This is a genomic window from Wandonia haliotis, assembly GCF_039523435.1.
Classification (GTDB): Bacteria; Bacteroidota; Bacteroidia; order Flavobacteriales_D; family Crocinitomicaceae; genus Wandonia; species Wandonia haliotis.
Genome location: NZ_BAAAFH010000011.1, coordinates 743,812 through 762,391, shown reverse-complemented (window position 1 = coordinate 762,391; position 18,580 = coordinate 743,812). Strand labels below are relative to the sequence as shown.

At 37.6% G+C, this 18,580-nt stretch carries 20 protein-coding genes and 1 tRNA gene; 17 read left to right on the top strand and 4 right to left on the bottom strand.

The genetic code is table 11. The features are described from left to right. Window positions 1–9 precede the first annotated feature (9 nt). Window positions 10–1,494 carry a M16 family metallopeptidase gene (locus ABDZ97_RS11780; protein WP_343787849.1) on the bottom strand — a complete coding sequence of 495 codons (1,485 nt, stop codon included), beginning with the start codon at window positions 1,492–1,494 and terminating at the stop codon, window positions 10–12. A 94-nt stretch (window positions 1,495–1,588) separates the two neighbouring features. After that, window positions 1,589–3,088 carry a dihydrolipoyl dehydrogenase family protein gene (locus tag ABDZ97_RS11775; RefSeq protein ID WP_343787847.1) on the bottom strand — a complete coding sequence of 500 codons (1,500 nt, stop codon included), beginning with the start codon at window positions 3,086–3,088 and terminating at the stop codon, window positions 1,589–1,591. A 93-nt stretch (window positions 3,089–3,181) separates the two neighbouring features. Here ABDZ97_RS11775 and ABDZ97_RS11770 point away from each other — a divergent pair, with 93 nt between their 5' ends. Both ABDZ97_RS11770 and ABDZ97_RS11765 read left to right on the top strand, forming a co-directional pair. Continuing rightward, window positions 3,182–3,667, top strand: coding sequence for a YkgJ family cysteine cluster protein (locus ABDZ97_RS11770; RefSeq protein ID WP_343787845.1), 486 nt, complete (start codon window positions 3,182–3,184; stop codon window positions 3,665–3,667). A gap of 138 nt (window positions 3,668–3,805) precedes the next feature. Next, window positions 3,806–4,258: a DUF6272 family protein gene (locus ABDZ97_RS11765; RefSeq protein ID WP_343787843.1), complete on the top strand. Its 453-nt coding sequence runs from the start codon at window positions 3,806–3,808 to the stop codon at window positions 4,256–4,258. A gap of 5 nt (window positions 4,259–4,263) precedes the next feature. Here ABDZ97_RS11765 and ABDZ97_RS11760 read toward each other — a convergent pair whose 3' ends face one another. Next, window positions 4,264–4,863 carry a murein L,D-transpeptidase catalytic domain-containing protein gene (locus ABDZ97_RS11760; protein ID WP_343787841.1) on the bottom strand — a complete coding sequence of 200 codons (600 nt, stop codon included), beginning with the start codon at window positions 4,861–4,863 and terminating at the stop codon, window positions 4,264–4,266. 105 nt (window positions 4,864–4,968) lie between these two features. On the opposite strand from ABDZ97_RS11760, the gene ABDZ97_RS11755 reads away from it, so the two are divergent. From ABDZ97_RS11755 to ABDZ97_RS11715, 9 genes are all read left to right on the top strand, one after another. After that, window positions 4,969–6,312, top strand: a complete 1,344-nt coding sequence (locus ABDZ97_RS11755; RefSeq protein ID WP_343787839.1) for a methyltransferase RsmF C-terminal domain-like protein — start codon at window positions 4,969–4,971, stop codon at window positions 6,310–6,312. 138 nt (window positions 6,313–6,450) lie between these two features. Then, complete coding sequence (pckA, locus tag ABDZ97_RS11750) at window positions 6,451–8,064, top strand: phosphoenolpyruvate carboxykinase (ATP) (RefSeq protein WP_343787837.1); 1,614 nt, start codon at window positions 6,451–6,453, stop codon at window positions 8,062–8,064. Window positions 8,065–8,212: 148 nt separating this feature from the next. Beyond that, a complete protein-coding gene (locus ABDZ97_RS11745) occupies window positions 8,213–8,680 on the top strand; it encodes a DUF2452 domain-containing protein (protein WP_343787835.1) in 468 nt (155 codons plus the stop codon). A 47-nt stretch (window positions 8,681–8,727) separates the two neighbouring features. Then, complete coding sequence (locus ABDZ97_RS11740; RefSeq protein WP_343787833.1) at window positions 8,728–9,000, top strand: ATP-dependent Clp protease adaptor ClpS; 273 nt, start codon at window positions 8,728–8,730, stop codon at window positions 8,998–9,000. An 80-nt stretch (window positions 9,001–9,080) separates the two neighbouring features. Further along, a tRNA-Arg gene (locus tag ABDZ97_RS11735) sits at window positions 9,081–9,154 on the top strand. Between the two features lie 231 nt (window positions 9,155–9,385). Then, window positions 9,386–10,291, top strand: coding sequence for a helix-turn-helix domain-containing protein (locus tag ABDZ97_RS11730; RefSeq protein WP_343787831.1), 906 nt, complete (start codon window positions 9,386–9,388; stop codon window positions 10,289–10,291). A gap of 77 nt (window positions 10,292–10,368) precedes the next feature. Then, window positions 10,369–10,887, top strand: a complete 519-nt coding sequence (locus ABDZ97_RS11725; RefSeq protein ID WP_343787829.1) for a plastocyanin/azurin family copper-binding protein — start codon at window positions 10,369–10,371, stop codon at window positions 10,885–10,887. 10 nt (window positions 10,888–10,897) lie between these two features. Further along, window positions 10,898–11,329 carry a hypothetical protein gene (locus tag ABDZ97_RS11720; protein ID WP_343787827.1) on the top strand — a complete coding sequence of 144 codons (432 nt, stop codon included), beginning with the start codon at window positions 10,898–10,900 and terminating at the stop codon, window positions 11,327–11,329. A 360-nt stretch (window positions 11,330–11,689) separates the two neighbouring features. Further along, window positions 11,690–13,063 (top strand): carboxylesterase family protein, encoded by a 1,374-nt coding sequence (locus ABDZ97_RS11715; RefSeq protein ID WP_343787825.1) that lies wholly within the window; start codon window positions 11,690–11,692, stop codon window positions 13,061–13,063. 108 nt (window positions 13,064–13,171) lie between these two features. Here the strand turns inward: ABDZ97_RS11715 and ABDZ97_RS11710 are convergent, their stop codons facing one another. Next, complete coding sequence (locus ABDZ97_RS11710; RefSeq protein ID WP_343787823.1) at window positions 13,172–13,321, bottom strand: hypothetical protein; 150 nt, start codon at window positions 13,319–13,321, stop codon at window positions 13,172–13,174. A 404-nt stretch (window positions 13,322–13,725) separates the two neighbouring features. On the opposite strand from ABDZ97_RS11710, the gene ABDZ97_RS11705 reads away from it, so the two are divergent. The 6 genes from ABDZ97_RS11705 (at window position 13,726) to ABDZ97_RS11680 (ending at window position 18,571) form a co-directional block, all read left to right on the top strand. Then, window positions 13,726–14,289: a hypothetical protein gene (locus ABDZ97_RS11705; RefSeq protein WP_343787822.1), complete on the top strand. Its 564-nt coding sequence runs from the start codon at window positions 13,726–13,728 to the stop codon at window positions 14,287–14,289. Between the two features lie 315 nt (window positions 14,290–14,604). Continuing rightward, window positions 14,605–15,099 (top strand): hypothetical protein, encoded by a 495-nt coding sequence (locus ABDZ97_RS11700; protein ID WP_343787821.1) that lies wholly within the window; start codon window positions 14,605–14,607, stop codon window positions 15,097–15,099. Window positions 15,100–15,195: 96 nt separating this feature from the next. Then, window positions 15,196–15,954, top strand: coding sequence for a DUF6597 domain-containing transcriptional factor (locus ABDZ97_RS11695; protein ID WP_343787819.1), 759 nt, complete (start codon window positions 15,196–15,198; stop codon window positions 15,952–15,954). A 28-nt stretch (window positions 15,955–15,982) separates the two neighbouring features. Continuing rightward, window positions 15,983–17,158 (top strand): FAD-dependent oxidoreductase, encoded by a 1,176-nt coding sequence (locus tag ABDZ97_RS11690; RefSeq protein WP_343787817.1) that lies wholly within the window; start codon window positions 15,983–15,985, stop codon window positions 17,156–17,158. 228 nt (window positions 17,159–17,386) lie between these two features. Beyond that, on the top strand, window positions 17,387–17,884 hold the full coding sequence (locus ABDZ97_RS11685) for a hypothetical protein (RefSeq protein WP_343787815.1): 498 nt from the start codon (window positions 17,387–17,389) through the stop codon (window positions 17,882–17,884). Between the two features lie 300 nt (window positions 17,885–18,184). Further along, entirely contained in the window at window positions 18,185–18,571 is a 387-nt protein-coding gene (locus tag ABDZ97_RS11680; protein ID WP_343787811.1) for a hypothetical protein, read from the top strand. The last annotated feature ends 9 nt before the right edge of the window (window positions 18,572–18,580 follow it).

Below are 18,580 nucleotides of genomic sequence, written 5' to 3'. Positions count from 1 at the left end.
AGTACTGTTCTATTTTTCTTCTTCGTTATTTTCCTTCGGAAGGTAGTATAGAAGAATTCTTCTTTCCGGTGTGAAGTATTTGATGGCTGCCTGTCGGATATCTTCTTTGGTTACTTTCTTGTATTTTTCCAACTCATTATTGATAAGGTTGGTGTTACCGAAGTAAACGTAGTTATTAGCCAGGGCTTCTGCTATTCCGGCCATGGTCGAATTGGACGAATAGAAGTTACTTTCAAATGAATTTTGAATTTTTTCGTATTCTGCATCAGAAATTAACTCTGTTTGCAGGCGAGCTACTTCTTTATCCATTCCTTGCTGAAGCTTGTCAAGACTGACTCCGCTGTTAGCAATCCCCAGAATAAGAGCCATTCCCGGATGCTCAAGAGGAAATGGGAAAGAGAACATAGTCATCGCTAACTGATCTTTTTCTACTACCGATTTATTTAAACGGGAACTGCTTCCTCCGGACAGAATTTCGTTCATCATTTGTACGGAGTAAAAATCAGGAGAGTTTTGCGCCGGCATGCGGTAGCAGGCAAAAAGAGCTGGTAACTGAATGTTATCATATACAGTGTCAGTAAGCACACCGCTTAAAGGAGCTTCTACCTGTGTCGGTTGAGGAATCGGAATCTGTGTTTCAGAAACATTTTTAAATAACTTCTTGTACGCTACCTCAGCAGGTGTTTTCGCCAAAGCTTTTTTGATTTTCTTTTCTTTCAGCTTGTACTTTTCTGCTACTTTATTTGCAGGAAGATTGACCAGGTCACGGTAAGCGTTCAGCTTTTCACCCGAGGGAATAGACGCAAAGTACTTTTCGATAAGTGCTTTGGTTTCTTCAATACTAATATCTCCTGCAATAGACAATGTCGCATTATTAGGAACATAGAATGTTTTGTAGAAGTTGATATAATCTTCTTCCTGAGCAGCATCTAAATGTTCCATACTTCCGATTGGAGTCCATTGGTACGGATGTTCCTGAAACATCATGGAGAAAGCTTTTGCCATGAAGGAACCATAAGGTTGGTTGTCAATTCGCTGACGCTTTTCTTCTTTCACTACTTCACGCTGTGTTTCAATCCCCACGCTGTCTACTTTTGCGTGAAGTAATCTTTCTGATTCTAACCACAAGCCTAATTCCAATTGGTTAGATGGAAGAATTTCATAGTAATACGTTCTATCCTGAGAAGTGTTGGCATTCAGTACACCTCCGTTCATTTCTACCAATCGGGAAAATTCACCACGGTCTATGTTCTGACTTCCTTCGAACATAAGGTGCTCAAAAAAGTGAGCAAAACCTGTTCTTTCCGGATTTTCATTTTTGGAACCAACGTGGTACATAATAGATACGGCTACAATAGGATTACTGTTATCCTGATGCAGAATAACGTGCATGCCGTTATCGAGGTCATATTCCGTAAATTTTATTTCTTTTTCCTGTGCAAGGGATAAGGTACTTACACCGGAAAAAAGCAACATAGCGGCTGTTTTTCTCATTTATTCTTGTGTTATTTTTAGCTAAATTAATACTTTATCGGATTCCGAAACCGGCTTTCTGTATGTTCGGAGAATTACCATGATAAATGGTTGTCTAAAGTCGTTCCAAAGGTGTTCTTTTTCCGTCCACAAGACTGTAACAGGCCATTTTATCACCAAATACGGAAGCTTTGAAGAGGGAACGGTTTAACAGCATCCGAACACATTCCTGAATACCTTCCACAATAGAAGGGTGGGGGTGAATCAGTTCGGATAATGTTTCAATCGGTTCATGCATTTTTATCAGCAGTCCTATTGCCTGTATTGCTGTAGAAGCATGTTCTCCGATTACACGCATACCCAAAATCCGCATTTCATCGTCATTGGTAACGATGATTTTAATGAATCCCTGTGTACGTCTCATGGCAATTGCCCGTGAGATTAACGAGTAATCTAGTTTTACTACTTTAACAGGTATATTTTGTTTAATACATTGTTGCTCATTCATCCCTACAAGTGCTACTTCTGGGCGGAGAAACATAATCGTACAAACATTATCGTAATTCAGTTTTTTTACTGGGGTTTCACTGAAAATACGCTCAACGGTATAACGGGCTTCAATTTCACCCATATTAACCAATGCAATTCTTCCGATCAAATCACCTACGGCAAAAATATTCGGAATATTGGTTACCGTGTCATTATCTTCTACGTGTACACCTCGGGTCGAGAGCATTACACCGGCATTTTCCAGTCCCAGGTTTTCCAGGTTGGGCGTCCGGCCAATGGAAAGCAATGCTTTTTCGACGCGGATAACCTCGCTTCGTCCGTCCGGATAGGAAAGTTCATATTCTACCTCATTACCGATTTTCTCAATACGCTCCAGTTGTGCATTGTTGTGAATCGTAACTCCTTTTCGGATCAGGTTATCAGCTACCATAGCTGAAACATCTTCATCTTCAAAAGGAAGAATTCGGTCCTGCCGGTCAATAATGTATACTTTTGTTTTTCCGAAATTGGAAAATATGGTAGCGTACTCACAACCAATTACCCCGGCTCCGATAATAACAAGACTTTTCGGATAGTCTTTTATCGATTCTATTCCGTCCGAAGTGAGGATCGTCTTTTCATCTACATCAATGTGAGGTAGTTTTCTGGGAGTACTTCCTGTAGCCAGAATAATATTTTCCCCATAAATAGTTTTGCTTCCTTCTCCGTTGGAACGGGTAATCTCTACTTCGTTCTCATTCAATAGTTTTCCAAAACCTCTTTCGTAGGTAAAATATTGTTTCTCAGTTGCCGATTGTAGGAGTTTGATGTGGCATGAATAGTGAAACTTGCGTTCAAAGAGAGCTTCTTCCAGTGTTTTCTTGACTTCTTCCCAGGAAAACTCAAACTGTTCTTTCCTTAGGTGTTGTGTTGCCTCATTTACTTCATAGACCTTTTGGGACATTTCCCAGAGGGTTTTAGAAGAAAGTGCACCGTTGTACAGTCCGGCACCACCAACACGGTCTTTTTCAATTAAACAAACGGATTTTTTGAAGTCGATCGCACGCATAGCAGCTGCATAACCCGCGGGACCTCCTCCAATAACAATAAGATCGTATTTCTCCATTGAACGACTCTGAGATTTTAGAAGGGCTAAATATAATAAGGACTGATTAAATGACCTACCATTTTTCCTAACTTTGTGACCGATTTTTAGCAGATGAAGTACCAAAATGATATTGATACCGCATTAGGACAGAAGAAAAACTACAAATCGCTGGTAAGAAAACTGAAGAAAAAGAATACCAGAGAAGTTGATAACCTGTTTCATACGTTACACGACGAAGTGTTTGAGGAAGTGGATTGCCTGGCGTGTGCTAATTGCTGTAAAACGACAAGTCCTATATTCAGGGATGTGGATGTGGAGCGACTGGCGAAAGCACTACGAATGCCTGTCGCCGAGTTTCAGAAAAAGTACCTCACGATGGACGCGGATCGCGATTGGGTATTACAGACAGCTCCCTGTCCCTTTTTAGGAGAAGATAATTATTGTTCGGTGTATGAATGGCGTCCGAAAGCCTGTCGGGAGTATCCGCATACGGACCGTAAGAATATGCTGCAAATTCTGAACCTTTCATTAAAGAATACGGAAGTCTGTCCGGCAGTAGCAAAAATTTTTTTCGAAATTAGCCAACGAAATCAATAATTTTTCGTTCTACGTTTAGAAAACTTATTCATTCTGAACGGAGAAAATGCACATATTGATCATGTAATAAGTCACCTTGAAGGAGATCAGACTGTAGATTTATTATATTCTTGTTCCGGTCAACTGCTGACGGAAGAGGTGGATGCGATACTGGTTGAACTGGAATACATGATTGACCGACTGGATCTGCCGAAAAAGAATGCCAAACGACTCTTTACACTTGCTGTTGAAGGATTACAGAATATTGAACGTCACGGCCTGGATCATCCTGAGTTTTCTGGTGTTTCGTTTGTGTTGTTTTATAAGCGGGAACAGCAGTTTGTACTTGTTTTTGGTAATTTGATAGATGATCGAACAAAACGATTGCTTGAATATCACTTACAACGTATTGAAGGACTTGGGAAGGATGAATTGAAAGAGATGTTGATTCGGCAGTTAGATAGGGGGGAGTTGACAGAGAAAGGAGGCGGAGGTCTGGGGATTTTGACTCTGGCTTTGAAATCATCAGGGAAAGTGAAAGCTGTTTTTACCCCGCTGGAAGAAGGAGTGTTTTACCTGTTTTCGATGCGGGTATCTGTTGACGAGTACTAAACTGATTAACCAATTATCCAGAGTAGGACAGGTTTTCCGGTTTGTTTCAATTGTTGATCTAACTTTTTCATGAAATTATCTGAAACCGCAGGACATCCCCAACTTAAAGGAGAATAGTTCGGATATATTTCTGCATCAGTTACAGCGCTCCACGAGTGAAGTACCACGATTCGATCCTGCGCACTCGCATTGGATTCCTCTAACCCATGTAACCAGTATTTGACATGAATACCCCATGAGCTGTAATCTCTTACGCCGATTTTATATTTTCCTTCCGATGAGCAATGGCTGTTATTTTTATTGCTGAATTTTGCTTTTTCATATTTGTCCGGATTTGCGGCAAACACATCACAGGCTCCGTGGGTAACGATAGCCGTATCCGAATACTTGTTTTTAGTGAAATCATAAACAAAAAATCGTTTTTTTCCGGAGTGAATCCGCATATCAAGCAGGTAGTAATATTCCGTATTCATCGCATTTTTTTGGCAAAAGCTTAAGGCTTCTTCATGGTGTTGTTTCCGACCGTTTTCGAGCAATATGTTTTCTCGTTCAGAGGTGTCGTTGCATCCCATTGCAATAATCATAACTAGTGTATACCAGATCATACGATAACAGTTTGGTTTTGTAGAAATAAAATACATAATTCGTGAAAAGTAACATTTTTTTAGTCTCATTATTGTTGAAAAAACAGGAAATTGTAATTTTGTTCCATGGTTCAATTACCAGAGCGTTTTGTAAATCGCATTCGAGAACAAATTCCGGATGCGAGTGCACTGCTGTCCTCTCTGAACCAACCTTCTCCTGTTTCTATTCGTTTGAATCCTCTTAAACCCGACTCTGTTTTTGATTCTGAAGATCGGATTGCTTGGTGTCCAATGGGAAGATACCTCCAGAAACGCCCTGTTTTTACACTTGACCCGTTATTTCACGCGGGAGTGTATTATCCTCAGGAAGCAGGATCTATGTTTGTTGACGAAGTTTTGAGAACGATTGAACTGCCTGATTCTCCGGTTTGCCTGGATTTGTGTGCTGCTCCCGGTGGAAAAAGTACCGTTTTACTAAGTCATTTATCGGGGAAAGGTCTTTTGGTAGCAAACGAAATTATCAGGAACAGGGCATTGGTGTTAAGGGAAAATCTTATTAAGTGGGGGGCAGGAAATTGTATTGTCACCAATAATGAAGCGGCAGATTTTTCACAGTTGGGTTCTGTATTTGATTTTGTACTCTTAGATGCTCCCTGTTCAGGTGAAGGAATGTTCCGGAAAGATGAACAGTCGAGAGGTGAATGGTCGGAAGAGAATGCGGAGCATTGTGTAGTGCGGCAACGAGAGATTCTGGAAGATATTTGGCCTTCGGTTCGATCGGGAGGCTATGTCTTGTATTCAACCTGCACCTATAATAAAGAAGAGAACGAGGAACAAATCCGGGAGTGGATTGAGGAAGGCAGAGCAGAACTGGTTCAATTACAATTTCCCGATGAGTGGAATCTGACCACAGGGACAGGAGAGTTAGGTTGGTATTGCTATCCGCACAAAATGAAAACAGAAGGCTTTTACTTTGTTGTACTGAAAAAAACGGAAAGTCCGGAAGTTGGTTTATCGGGGAAAAAGACTGGAAAAAAGAAAATGCGAGAGGAAAAGAGGGATCATCCGGAGCTTATTAAAGGAATTGTGCATTCGGAGTACTCTATACATTACTACAGGGAACAGTTTTATGCATTTCCGACGGTCGTATTAGAGACAGGGAAGCTGATTCTTGATAAGTTGAGATGCCTGAAATGGGGTGTTCGGTTGGGAGGCGGTGAAGGAAAGAAATTTATTCCCGACCACGAATGGGGAATGGCAGTTCATGTTCCTGCTGATTTTCCAAAAATTAATCTGGACGAGAAAACAGCACTTCGCTATCTAAAAGGAGAAGCCATACAGATAGACGGACCAAAAGGATGGGTTTTAGTGAGTTTCAAAGAGAAAGTACTGGGGTTTGGAAAAAATCTGGGAAACCGGATGAACAATTATTACCCGAAAGAGTACCGAATCAGAATGAAAATTGAATAAGATGCAATTATTTTAGATTTATTTCAACAGGTCTTATACGGAAAATGTGAAAAACAATAATGCGAAATATGTTTTCGTTTATCAATTAACTTTAATTTTGTATTAATTAATAACAGCGGTTGCTAGAAAAGAAATTTTATGAACGAATTTGGAAAGAGAGGTAAGAATGCCAATTTGAAAGATTCAATCGGACTCTACAATTTGGGGAATGTATACTGGAACCTGACCCCTGCAGAGTTGGTAGAGGAAACTATAATCAATGGGCAGGGTGTTCTGTCGGAGACTGGAGCTTTGGCTATTGAAACCGGTGAATTTACGGGGAGGTCACCTAAGGATCGTTTTATCGTATGTGATGAAAATACGGAAAACTCAGTTTGGTGGGGTGATATCAATATCAAATTTACTCCTGAAAAATTCGATGCACTTTACAACAGAATGAAGGCGTATATGGCGAATCGGGAGGTGTATGTACGTGATTCGTATGCCTGTGCTGATCCTGAATATAAGTTGAACATCCGTGTTGTAGCTGAGTATCCCTGGTCGAATATGTTTGCTTATAACATGTTCCTGCGTCCAACAGAAGAAGAATTGGAAAACTTTGAGCCGGAGTGGCACATTGTAAATGCGCCCGGATTCTATGCTGATCCTGAAATTGACGGTACACGTCAACACAATTTTGCGGTGATTAACTTCACCAAAAAGATGATCATTATCGGAGGAACAGGATATACAGGAGAAATTAAGAAAGGTATTTTCTCTGTTTTGAACTATATCCTTCCGCACGAGCGAAATGTTCTTTCTATGCACTGTTCGGCAAACATCGGGAAAGAGGGAGATACGGCAATTTTCTTCGGACTTTCCGGAACCGGAAAGACAACGCTTTCTTCAGATCCTAACCGTCGATTGATCGGTGATGATGAGCACGGATGGGCAAATGGTTCTGTATTTAATTTTGAAGGAGGTTGTTATGCAAAAACCATTGACCTTTCAAAAGAGAAAGAACCTCAGATTTATAATGCCATTAAATTTGGTTCCATTCTTGAGAATATTGGTTTCCATAAAGGAACTTCCGCTCCTGATTATTCGGATTCAACAATAACAGAAAACACAAGAGTATCTTATCCGATTTACCATATTGATAATATAGTAGAACCTTCGGTAGGAACTGATCCAAAGAATATTTTCTTCCTTACGGCAGATGCTTTTGGTGTGTTACCTCCGATCTCGCGTTTAACTCCCGGACAGGCAATGTATCATTTCATTTCAGGATATACTGCTAAAGTAGCAGGAACTGAGGTAGGGGTAACAGAGCCACAACCATCGTTCTCGGCATGTTTCGGAAAAGCGTTCTTACCGCTTCACCCGACAAAGTATGCAGAGATGCTGGGAGAGAAAATGAAAGAAACAAATGTTCGCGTGTGGTTGATCAACACAGGATGGTCAGGTGGAGAGTACGGAGTAGGAAGCCGTATCAGCCTGAAATACACCCGTGCAATGATTACAGCCGCTCTTACAGGACAGCTGGATAATGTTGAGTACGCGAAACATGAAGTATTCGGATTGGAAATGCCGGTGACTTGTCCTGAAGTTCCAGATGAAATCCTTACACCAAGAAATACCTGGGCTGATAAGTCGGCTTATGATGCGAAAGCATTACATCTTGCAGAGCAATTTGTGAAGAATTTCAAGCAGTTTGAAGACAATGCGAATGAAGAGATTCTGGCAGCAGCGCCAAAAGTAGCGGTGAATTAATTCCGTTCGTTTAGATATAAAAAATCCCTGTTGTCAGATGATAGCAGGGATTTTTTGTTGTAAATAGTCTGCAAACTGAATCGGGAATTTTCGGCTTTTTGAAAAGCTTTGCGTATCTTTATAAGTTGAGTAGCAGAGGATGAAGTAAATGAGTAAAGAGGAAAAAAACAAAGAGTTTGTGAATCCTATTGATCCGGATAAGATCACTGAAAATCCGCATAGTCTTGAATACGGACATCACGTAGGGAGTGCGGTAATTAAACCGGAAGATAAGGGGAAAATAAAAGGGCTTTCCGTAGCAGCTATGGAACAGCAAACAGATCAACAGCTGGGACAGATTTATGAACAGATGCAGTTGTTGGCAGAACAGGCAAAGAAGATTCAGGCGCGCAAAGAAATTTCGGAACGCATTTATCAGGCTGAAATCCGTTTCACTCCGATTATATCTCATGTTTATCATTTCTACCAGAAAGAGGATGGAGGCTTTTTACTCTCTCTCATCGCCCCTGAACAATGGGGAAGAAGTGGGAAATCATTCGAATTTATCGCTACGGTGAAATTACTTCCCGATCACACCTGGGATATTCTTGCAAGAAATGAAGAGATAGATTGGTAGACCTTGTGCTACTTTTTTGTAATTTTGTAGTTTAAAATTATTGGGATATGACAAAGACCAAGGAAGAGTTTGACGAGCAGTTGGTGGAATTACTGGTGGATCAACGTAATCTTATTGTTTTTAATGATGATGTAAATACGTTTGATTTTGTCATAGAGGCGCTGGTAAAAGTTTGTAAGCATGAGCCTATACAAGCAGAGCAATGCACGATGATTATTCACTACAATGGAAAGTGTTCTGTAAAAAAAGGAGACTGGGAAGCCCTTGAACCAATGTGCACTGCGTTACTGGATCGGGGAATTACTGCAGAAATTCATTAAAAAAACTTGCGGATGTAAAAAAGATGATTACCTTTGCACCCGCAATAACCCTGTAAGCAATAGCTAAAGGGAAGCAAAAAGGCCTCGTGGCGCAACTGAATAGCGCATCTGATTACGGCTCAGAAGGTTCCAGGTTTGAATCCTGGCGAGGTCACAGAGAAAAGCCAACCCATTTAGGGTTGGCTTTTTTATTGCTTATATTCCCGTGTATTCAAGGCATTCAGACAATTTACAGAAGTTAGAACTCTCTGGATAGAGAGTTTTTTGAATTATTCCAATTCATAGAGCATTGGATCCGGTTAGGGATCTTATTTCTAACGACTTTTAATGAAAAAATAAAGAGGTATCTTTAACCAAATAATATTTTATTTTAAAGCAAGCGGGTATGGACAAAATTGAAACTAAAATTCCAACCTTAAATCCAGTTGTTTTCAGAGATAATTATATAAGGAACAATTCGGATAAACTATTGAACAATCCTACTATTAATCATTTTTTTATTCATTCTTTTAAAGAAGATCCTGTTAACCTTAGTTTACCACTTCCTCCTCACAAAAAAACGGTAAATGATTTTGTATTTATTACTAATGGAAGTATGATTATGACTATAGGTATAGAGTCTTTTCATTTAGAGAAAAATGATTTTTTGTTTACCCCGAAAAATCTTATCAGCTCTACAGAGTATGCTTCAATTGATCTTGAGGGATATTATTGCCATTTTTCAGACGATTTTATCATGGCCAATCCTTTTGTTGAAATGTGGCAATCCAATGATTATGATAATAATACGATATCTGTTTCTGAAAATTCAAATACTATATTATTTCTGTTGAATAGAGTTGTTGAATTATATAAAAGCAATAATGAAAGTCCTAACAAAGAGAAAGTAATTTCTTTTTATATTTCGACACTTATGGCGGAACTGTTTTTGATTTTTAAAAAAACACCAATAAATAATCAAAAAGGAAATAGTACCTATTTATCATTCAAAAGTTTAGTTAGTAAGTATCTTAACGAACGTTTAAGTATTAAAGATTATGCTGCATTACTTCATGTTTCGCCAAATCACCTGAATAAAAAAATTAAAAATGAAACAGGCAAGACAGCTATTGAAATAATTAATGAATTAACCATTCTTGAAGCTAAGGTGCTTTTACTTCAGTCAAAAAGAACAGTAAGTGAAATTAGTATGGAATTGGGGTTTAATGATGCCTCCTATTTTAGTAGATTTTTTAAAAGTAAAACGAATCATTCGCCTTTAGAATATCGAAATATGATTGATTTGTCCTAATAGTGGAGTGTTATCTTCAAGCCTTTTTGCTTCTTCTCAAATTATTTTTGCAGAGAAATAATTAAAAAATAATCAAAATGAAGATCACTCTTTTTACTTCAGTACTCTTTATTGGAGTTACTATTCTTGTCTCTTGTAATAGTGAAAATAATAAACAAGATGTTTCTAAAGAAAAACCTGTTGAGATAAGTGAAACAAGAAAAAACGGCTTTGAAAATGATACAATAAAAGTTATACTCAATTCTAATGATAAAATGCGTTTTGATAAAGCAAGAATTGTAGTTAGGGAGCATAGTACTATTGTATTAACACTCAATCATACAGGAACAATGCCTGTTACAGCGATGGGGCACAACTTTGTACTTTTAGCCAAAGGGACTTCAATTTCAAAATTTGCAAATGACGCATTCGAGGCGGATAAAAACCAATACATTCCATCTAATCAGAAAAATAATATAATCGCCTATACAGATTTGATTGGAGGAGGAGAAACTTCTACGATAACTTTTCAGGCACCAGAAAAAGGAGTTTATGACTTTATTTGTTCTTTTCCGGGACACTACTCGATAATGAAAGGGAAATTTGTTGTAGAGTAAATTGAGAATTATGTATAACTTTTTAAAAGAATCCCATAATGGAATAGGGTTAGTATTACTTTTCCTATTCCTAACAGTAATTATATTCTTATTTTCCATGTTTTTAGTGAAAAGAACATGGGGAAAACCTGAAAAAATAGCTGCATTAGTAGGACTGGTTGTTGTTCACCTTCAATTATTAATAGGTTTTGTACTTTATTTTATATCGCCTCTAGGGCTGGACAATTTTTCCAGTGATTCGATGGGACATAAAATCTCTCGGTTCTACCTACTTGAACATCCATTAGGAATGATTCTGGCTGTATTTATGATAACCAGAGGATATAAATTGTCTAAGAAAAATACGTTAGGCGATAGTACAAAGTATAAAAGGTTACTTATTCATTATGGTTTAGGTTTTGGAATTATTACTTATTTGATACCTTGGTTTTTGTGGAGCTAAAAAAGAACAGTGATAAGCATAGTACGGAGTGAAATAGTGCGATGACTAATGAAATTACTGGTTAACCAAGATCAATCAATTTAAGAGAAAAGCCAGCCTGTTTAGGGTTGGTTTTTTTATTACTTATATTCCCATGTATTCAAGGAATTCAGCAATTTATAGAAGTTAGAACTCTCTGGATAGAGAGTTTTTGAATTATTTCAAGTCTTGTATGGAGCATAGGGGGGCGGTTAGGGGGGATTATTTCTAGTTATTCTTAATGAAAAAATAAAGAAGTATCTTTAGCTGAGATTAAAGGTTTTCTGTTACTTGGTGCTGAAAATAGGGGCTTCATCAATATCCGAACCAAAGAACCAGTAAATGAAGAGTAGTAACTTAGTAATAATAGCACTTTTTATGTCCATTCATTCTCTGTCTCAAAATAAACTCATAAATACGCCATTGGGTGAAGTCAGATTCATTGTTGAAAATAGCGTACGTAAAGCGACTAATATTCCCTATGCAAAGGCAAAAAGATATGAGTTACCATCCACGGTAGAAGGATCAACAATCCTTTCAGACTCTCAGAAACTTTCGCCTGCTTGCCCTCAGGAGAAAAGACCATCGTTTTCAGAAATGTTCGGTGTTGAGTTATTAGATCTATTAGAACAGTCTGAAGCATGTTTGAATCTTTCGGTCACCAGACCGGATAATAACAGGGACAGTCTCCCTGTTATGATATGGATTCATGGTGGGAGTTTTGTTTCTGGAGCTGGAGACGCCCCAATTTTTGATCCGGCAGTATTAGTTCATAATCAGAACATAATTGTAGTTAACGTCTCTTATCGTTTAGGTTTATTAGGTTTTCTGGGGGGATATAATGACATTCCTCCAAACCTGGGGTACCTTGATATTCTGGAGGCTATTAGGTGGGTGAACAGGAATATCTCGTATTTCGGAGGGAATCCTGATAATATTACCTTGTTTGGACAATCGGCTGGAGGTGAAGCCGTTGCTCAAATGATGCTCATTGAGGAATCAAAAGGTTTGTTTAAAAATGTCATTATACAAAGTGCTCCTCTGGGCTTGATATTTGATAGAAAACAAATGATTCAAGATATGATTGAAGTAGCCAAAGAAATACCACGTCAGGCTGACATAGATACAATTCTTACCCGGCAAAATGAAGTAATAGCAGCGGCGTCAGAATATGGCTTAAAAGCGGCAATGCCTTTTGGAAACCAGTATGGAAAGTATCCATTTCCTGACGAAGAAGATGTTGTAAGAATCTGGAACGAAAGAGCCAAAGAAGTAAATGTCTTAATTGGCTATACGAAAGATGAAACTTCTTTTTTTGTTCCTCATATACCCAAATTAAAAAAAATGGCCGATACTCCCATTGTAGGGGGACTCTTGAAGAGATTAATCGTTAATTCAACTACTAAAAAAGTATATAAGAAAGGAACGAAAAAATTCGCAAAGAACTGTGCTACTGATAGTAATCGTGTTTATATCTACGAAATCATTTGGGGCTCCAAAACCAACGGCTTTGGAGCCACGCATACGATAGATTTGCCTCTGCTTTTTGGAGATAGTTCGCTTTGGGAAAACGCTAAACTGGTAGAGGGGATAAGTGCAAAAGAACTTGCCGACAGCCAAATGAAAGTTTGTGCGCTGTGGGCTGAATTTGCTAGAACAGGTAGTCTGGAACAAAAGGGGAAAATAGAAGGGGTTTTAAATTATAAGAAACTTTGAATTTCGTAAGCAACAGCCAATCGTATAATTTCCGGTTTTTTTTTAATTGTTCCAGATCTTTTCTTAACAAGTTAATTATTACTCTGTTCCTCCTCCTAATGCCCGGTATCAAGTTGTCAATGCAATAAGTTTGTCTCTCTTTATCGTAATTGCTTCCAATTCATTTTGAAGCAAATTATTCTGAGCTGTAATAACCTCCAGATAGTTTGCCATTGCACTTTGATAAAGGAGAATTGCATCATTTGCAGCTTTATTCAATGACTTTGTTTTTGATATATTTGGTTTACAACAAGTTGTACGCAATTAAGTGAAACGACTGACTAAAATGGAAAATTTGAATTCACAATTCCTTCGGGCTCATACGACTTGATGGTACAGTACATAACATATAACGCTTTAATAATTAGAAATATGCATTTCGAAACTGGTGATATTGCGGAATTTAATGCAATTTTGGGACAGATTGGAGCTTCGGTTGATAGTACAGGATATAGGGTGATAAACAAATGGTCAATAGAAAAAATAAAATAACGAACGCAGAACAAAACGTATAAACAATACGGGTTTTAGTGCTTAAATGAATATTAACAAACATATAGCCAGGCAGACAGTGAAGTGTATTCCAATCTCGCACCACGAATAGCCAAATTGTTAGCTACCATATGGAAACGAGACTTCGGAAAATATTAATAAGAATTCATTTTGTCGCTTTGACAATAGCGATTTTAAATTCCCTTTTCAAGAATTATACAATCTACAGTCTCGAAGGAAACATCGAATTTGGAATTGAGATTTTGACAGCAATCAGCGGACTGACGCTTTTCTTTTTCTACTTGAAGCCATTTAAGAAGATCAATTTCTACTTCTCAATTTATGCGACCATTGCATTCTTTCTGATAATTGGACTAATATTTCGCGGAATTCTTTTTGGTTTAATTTTATTCGTACTTCTATTTCCAATAATACCTGATGATAAAGAATTTGAAGAAAACGGAATTGTCATTTCGACACCATTTCAGGGATTTATGGCTCGTTGCTGTTCCTACGAAATAAAAGAACGACAACTACTGATATTTGAGAAGAATTATGGAATATGGGAATTAGGAGGAGAAGGTTCAATTGACTTTGAAACAGTGAAGATTAATTCTAACGACAGAGAAATAGAAATAACTTACTCGACCGATTTTGACAAAGGAGTGATTAAGAAAAAGAAAATTAAAAAATAAGGTAAAACATCGGCTATAGCAAATGCGGGCTGAAGTGTTAAATTGAAACGTTAGTAGATCTATTTCGCTCGCAGTTAGTATATTTATGAACAGTAAATAACAATATAATAACGGCTTGCTATCGTTTGTACCGATTTGAGAGCTATAGTTTCAAATCCTGTACTACATATACACGAGACCGTTATAGGCAATTGACCAAAACCAGGTAAGGAAAATTATGAATACTCACGCTGACAAAATACAAGGGAATAAAAACCAATTGGTTGCTAATGCCGTTATACAAGACCGTTAGTATTAATAGTTAAAACAAAAGATATGAAACATGTACTGCTCATACTAGTATTTATCAGCTCAGTTTTATCCTTAGAATGCTATTCACAGGATTATTCTGAGGAAGCAAAAGCTCACTTTGGTCAATATTTAGATTCAAAATCTCAAACAGAAATGATTGTAAAATCACTTCCATCTCTAGAAGACTGTAAATTAATTTTTCAAGACAAAAGTGCCTATACTTTTTATGGATTTGTTGAAGAAATGAAAAGTAGTTTGCCTGATGATGAGTCTAATGAAAATGAAGTGTTCGCTGACTGTAGAATAGAAACATTTACGACGTATGACATTAAAGATAACAAGGGGAATTATGCTGGCGGAATGAAGGAAATTGTTGATCAAATTCAGCCAAACGTTACTTTTTATCGGGTCACCTATTTGCGTGAAAAAGATGCTGAAGCAGGGGTGAGCTATAACTATTTTGTAAATATCAAAGGTAATTGGGTATTTATTCCAAAGCCATGGCGAGTATTGAGATAAACTACTTTAGACAACACCTAAGCCACTTTAAAACGATAACATAGCTGCAACTGCTAGTGGCAAGCAACAAATGTACAAACGATAGAAAAACAGTAAATGGATCCTATTGACATAGTATATAAAACCAGAAATTCTGATCCATCTTTATCCGTTTTTGTAGAGAGTTTTTGGATGCTACACAACCCAAATGATTGCGACAAACAGGTTACTATTCTGCCTGATGGACGTATTGATCTGTTTTTTACACAATCCATTTCAGAGCCTTTTCATATCACCCTTTTGGGTATAGGTACTCTCCCGGTAAATGCTGCCGTCAAAGCGGATAGAAAAACATTTGCCGTTAGTTTCAAACCGCTAGCCTCCGAATATTTATTGAAAGATTGCATGGCTGATTTAGTAAACAAGGCTAAAAATTTACCCGCTAACTTTTGGAACTTTAACTCATCAGACCTTCTCGATTTTGAACTTTTTTGCCAAAAAGCAACGCAAACCATTAAATCTTTAGTACCGAAGGAAATAGACGCAAGAAAGCAAAACCTCTTTGCGTTAATCTATGCTACCAACGGTGCGATGTCGGTAGCAGAACTTTCTGAAAAAGTGGCATGGAGTAGCCGTCAAATAAATCGTTATTTCAATCAACAATATGGTATTTCGTTAAAATCCTATTGTAATATTTTGAGATTCAGAGCTTCCTTTCAACACATCAAAAAAGGAAAACTCTTTCCTGAACAAAACTTTGCAGACCAGGCTCATTTTATAAAAGAGGTCAAAAAACTGGCGGGAGTCAACCCTAAACAACTAGTGATTAATCAAAACGACCGATTTATACAATTTTCGACGTTGCCCGGCGAGTAATTTTGTGCCGTAATAAAATGGTACGGTAATGAATATCAAAAATAAAAAAATAGCCATAGTAGGCGGTGGACCCGGTGGCTTAACATTAGCACGACTTTTACAACAAGTGGGGTGTAACGTGACCGTGTACGAGCGAGACATTAACAAAGATTACCGGGTACAAGGAGCGAACCTTGACTTACATGAAGAATCAGGTATAAGGGCACTTGAGAAAGCAAATCTGATGGAAGCATTTTATGCGAATTATCTTCCTGATGCCGGTAAGTTGCGATTGATGGATCATCGCGGCAACATCTATTTGGACGACCATACTGAAGAACACAATACAGAGCACCGGCCGGAAATAGACAGGGGTCCCTTACGAAAAATGTTACTAGAGTCTCTACAAGCAGACACTGTTGTTTGGGATAGCCAATTTGTATCAATGGAAAAGGAACGGGATGGGTGGAAACTACTTTTCAAAAATGGAAAACAATATTATGCTGATATCGTAATTGGTTCAGACGGTGCCAACTCTAAAATCAGACCCTATCTCAGCGATGCAAAACCCATTTATTCCGGTGTTACCATAATTGAAGGTACTATTTATGAGGTAGAGAAGAATGCTCCTAATATCAATTCCCTGTTGAAAGGTGGAAAAATATTTGCTTTTGGAAATGAGCAATCGATCATTTTAAGTACAAAAGGTGATGGTAGTATAGCGTTTTATACAGGAGAAAAAGTAGCTGAAAATTGGGTCAAAGATTCTGGAGTCAATTTTGAAAATTCAGCAGAAGTCAAAAAATGGTTCGAAACAAATTTCTCAAACTGGGATGGTATTTATCACGAATTATTTGCCACAGAGAAATTGGTTATTGTTCCAAGACCCCAGTATCATTTTCCACTAGACCAGCATTGGCAGACCCAAAATAATGTAACCATCATTGGTGATGCCGCGCACCGTATGCCACCCTATGCAGGTGAAGGCGTAAATATGGCGATGCTCGATGCGCTGGAGTTGAGTGAAGCCCTGCTCCATTCAGATAATGTACAGACAGCTTTTGAACAGTATGAATCACAAATGTTTGAGCGAGTAAAAGAAGTAGCTTCCGTAACATTGCAGAACACAGTTGAAATGCATAAACCAAGTGCCTTGCAATACATCGTAGATCTATTTAACAGCTTTCAATCCTTTTCCTTCAATACAAATCGGGAGTTACGGTAGAAAGAATCATTTCATGATCCTGCCAAAATCTTAAGAAAAGCTCAATTGGGAGATTGGTTGGGCTGTTTTTATGCTTTCCTTAAAAGTTTTTTAAACAAATTCAAGGTCGTTCCAACCGGAAGCAAACAAAAAGCAGGCAACTAATACAAGAAAATAGTATTTTCGATTGCTGCGAGATAGTTATGAGATCATAAAGGTCGACATACTGGTTCGTGGCAATTATAATATATGGCAATTTTATTAGAAATATTTAGTCTTTATAAGCTGATTTTACCTGATGATAGCATTGATTATCTACTATTACGAACAGAAAAACCAGGTTATTCCAATGCAGATCAAGGACAGGAGGAGATAGCAAATCAAATCGAAGCAGAAAAAAGACGATTAATACTAGATTTATATATCAATAATCATGTAAGAGCTATACAAATTGAATTTCTTGGTGAGTTACAAGAGATACCAATAGGTGATGAACTGTTATCGGATAAGGGACAATTCAGGTTATCTGTTTTTTACCAGCAGACCGAATATGGTTTTCCCTGGATAATTCTTGGTTGTGCAGAAAATAGGGATGCTTTTAAAAAAGAATTACAAGACGATAGTGACTTGTTGTCGCTTAGACCGACAGGAGCAATCAAACAAATAGACGCTACTTTTATAACGGAAAACGATTTTGATTTATCAGCAATAAAAAACTATACTACAAAGGATGTTCGGGATCTGTAAAAAACTACTGAGCTGAACAGCTCCGGTGAAATTATTTGTGTAAGCGTATAAATTGTTAATAATGGAAGAAAGTAGTATTTTCGACCGTTCTGTGCTGGTTACAACGAAAGTGAACTTACGGAAAATGGTGGGATTTGGGCTATAGGCGAGTGGCAGGAGACTGGGAAAATTATGTGATCACGTAAATATCACTTTTGTCCATTAGTAGTTCATCGTTTGATTAGTCGAATAGAACATTAGGTATAAATAAAAACAAGTGCGTATAATATACGCTTTATATATGAACTAGTTTGGAAACAGATGAAGAAATCAACTAATCTAATTTTAATTACCATTTTATTTCTTGGGTGTAGTAGCTATAGTTCTAAAAAGGATAATGAACTTCTAAAAGTTGAGCAACATGAAGCCAATAAATTAATTGGAGAATGGCAACAGTTAAATCCTGGCGTTGAAGGATCTACTCCTAAAGTGGTTTTTACTGAAAAAACTTTTACTTTTTATATAAAAGATAATGAGCCATATGAAAGAACTTATCACATTCATGATAATTTTATAATTGGACCTGAACATCCTATTCTAAAGGAGCGTGATAGTATTAAATATGAATTGATATCTAAAGAGATACTAATATTGAATATAAAAGAAATGGGGACTACTTACCCAAAAAGATATTATAAATTAAAGTAAATATGTTTA

Bases quoted from the DNA above. Each gene is read 5' to 3' on its own strand.
- ABDZ97_RS11755 (WP_343787839.1), top strand. From the start codon at position 4,969: ATGGTTCAATTACCAGAGCGTTTTGTAAATCGCATTCGAGAACAAATT.
- ABDZ97_RS11770 (WP_343787845.1), top strand. From the start codon at position 3,182: ATGAAGTACCAAAATGATATTGATACCGCATTAGGACAGAAGAAAAAC.
- ABDZ97_RS11715 (WP_343787825.1), top strand. From the start codon at position 11,690: ATGAAGAGTAGTAACTTAGTAATAATAGCACTTTTTATGTCCATTCAT.
- ABDZ97_RS11745 (WP_343787835.1), top strand. From the start codon at position 8,213: ATGAGTAAAGAGGAAAAAAACAAAGAGTTTGTGAATCCTATTGATCCG.
- ABDZ97_RS11680 (WP_343787811.1), top strand. From the start codon at position 18,185: ATGAAGAAATCAACTAATCTAATTTTAATTACCATTTTATTTCTTGGG.
- ABDZ97_RS11775 (WP_343787847.1), bottom strand. From the start codon at position 3,088: ATGGAGAAATACGATCTTATTGTTATTGGAGGAGGTCCCGCGGGTTAT.
- ABDZ97_RS11690 (WP_343787817.1), top strand. From the start codon at position 15,983: ATGAATATCAAAAATAAAAAAATAGCCATAGTAGGCGGTGGACCCGGT.
- ABDZ97_RS11705 (WP_343787822.1), top strand. From the start codon at position 13,726: ATGGAAACGAGACTTCGGAAAATATTAATAAGAATTCATTTTGTCGCT.
- pckA (WP_343787837.1), top strand. From the start codon at position 6,451: ATGAACGAATTTGGAAAGAGAGGTAAGAATGCCAATTTGAAAGATTCA.
- ABDZ97_RS11685 (WP_343787815.1), top strand. From the start codon at position 17,387: ATGGCAATTTTATTAGAAATATTTAGTCTTTATAAGCTGATTTTACCT.
- ABDZ97_RS11760 (WP_343787841.1), bottom strand. From the start codon at position 4,863: ATGATCTGGTATACACTAGTTATGATTATTGCAATGGGATGCAACGAC.
- ABDZ97_RS11780 (WP_343787849.1), bottom strand. From the start codon at position 1,494: ATGAGAAAAACAGCCGCTATGTTGCTTTTTTCCGGTGTAAGTACCTTA.
- ABDZ97_RS11740 (WP_343787833.1), top strand. From the start codon at position 8,728: ATGACAAAGACCAAGGAAGAGTTTGACGAGCAGTTGGTGGAATTACTG.
- ABDZ97_RS11725 (WP_343787829.1), top strand. From the start codon at position 10,369: ATGAAGATCACTCTTTTTACTTCAGTACTCTTTATTGGAGTTACTATT.
- ABDZ97_RS11720 (WP_343787827.1), top strand. From the start codon at position 10,898: ATGTATAACTTTTTAAAAGAATCCCATAATGGAATAGGGTTAGTATTA.
- ABDZ97_RS11730 (WP_343787831.1), top strand. From the start codon at position 9,386: ATGGACAAAATTGAAACTAAAATTCCAACCTTAAATCCAGTTGTTTTC.
- ABDZ97_RS11700 (WP_343787821.1), top strand. From the start codon at position 14,605: ATGAAACATGTACTGCTCATACTAGTATTTATCAGCTCAGTTTTATCC.
- ABDZ97_RS11695 (WP_343787819.1), top strand. From the start codon at position 15,196: ATGGATCCTATTGACATAGTATATAAAACCAGAAATTCTGATCCATCT.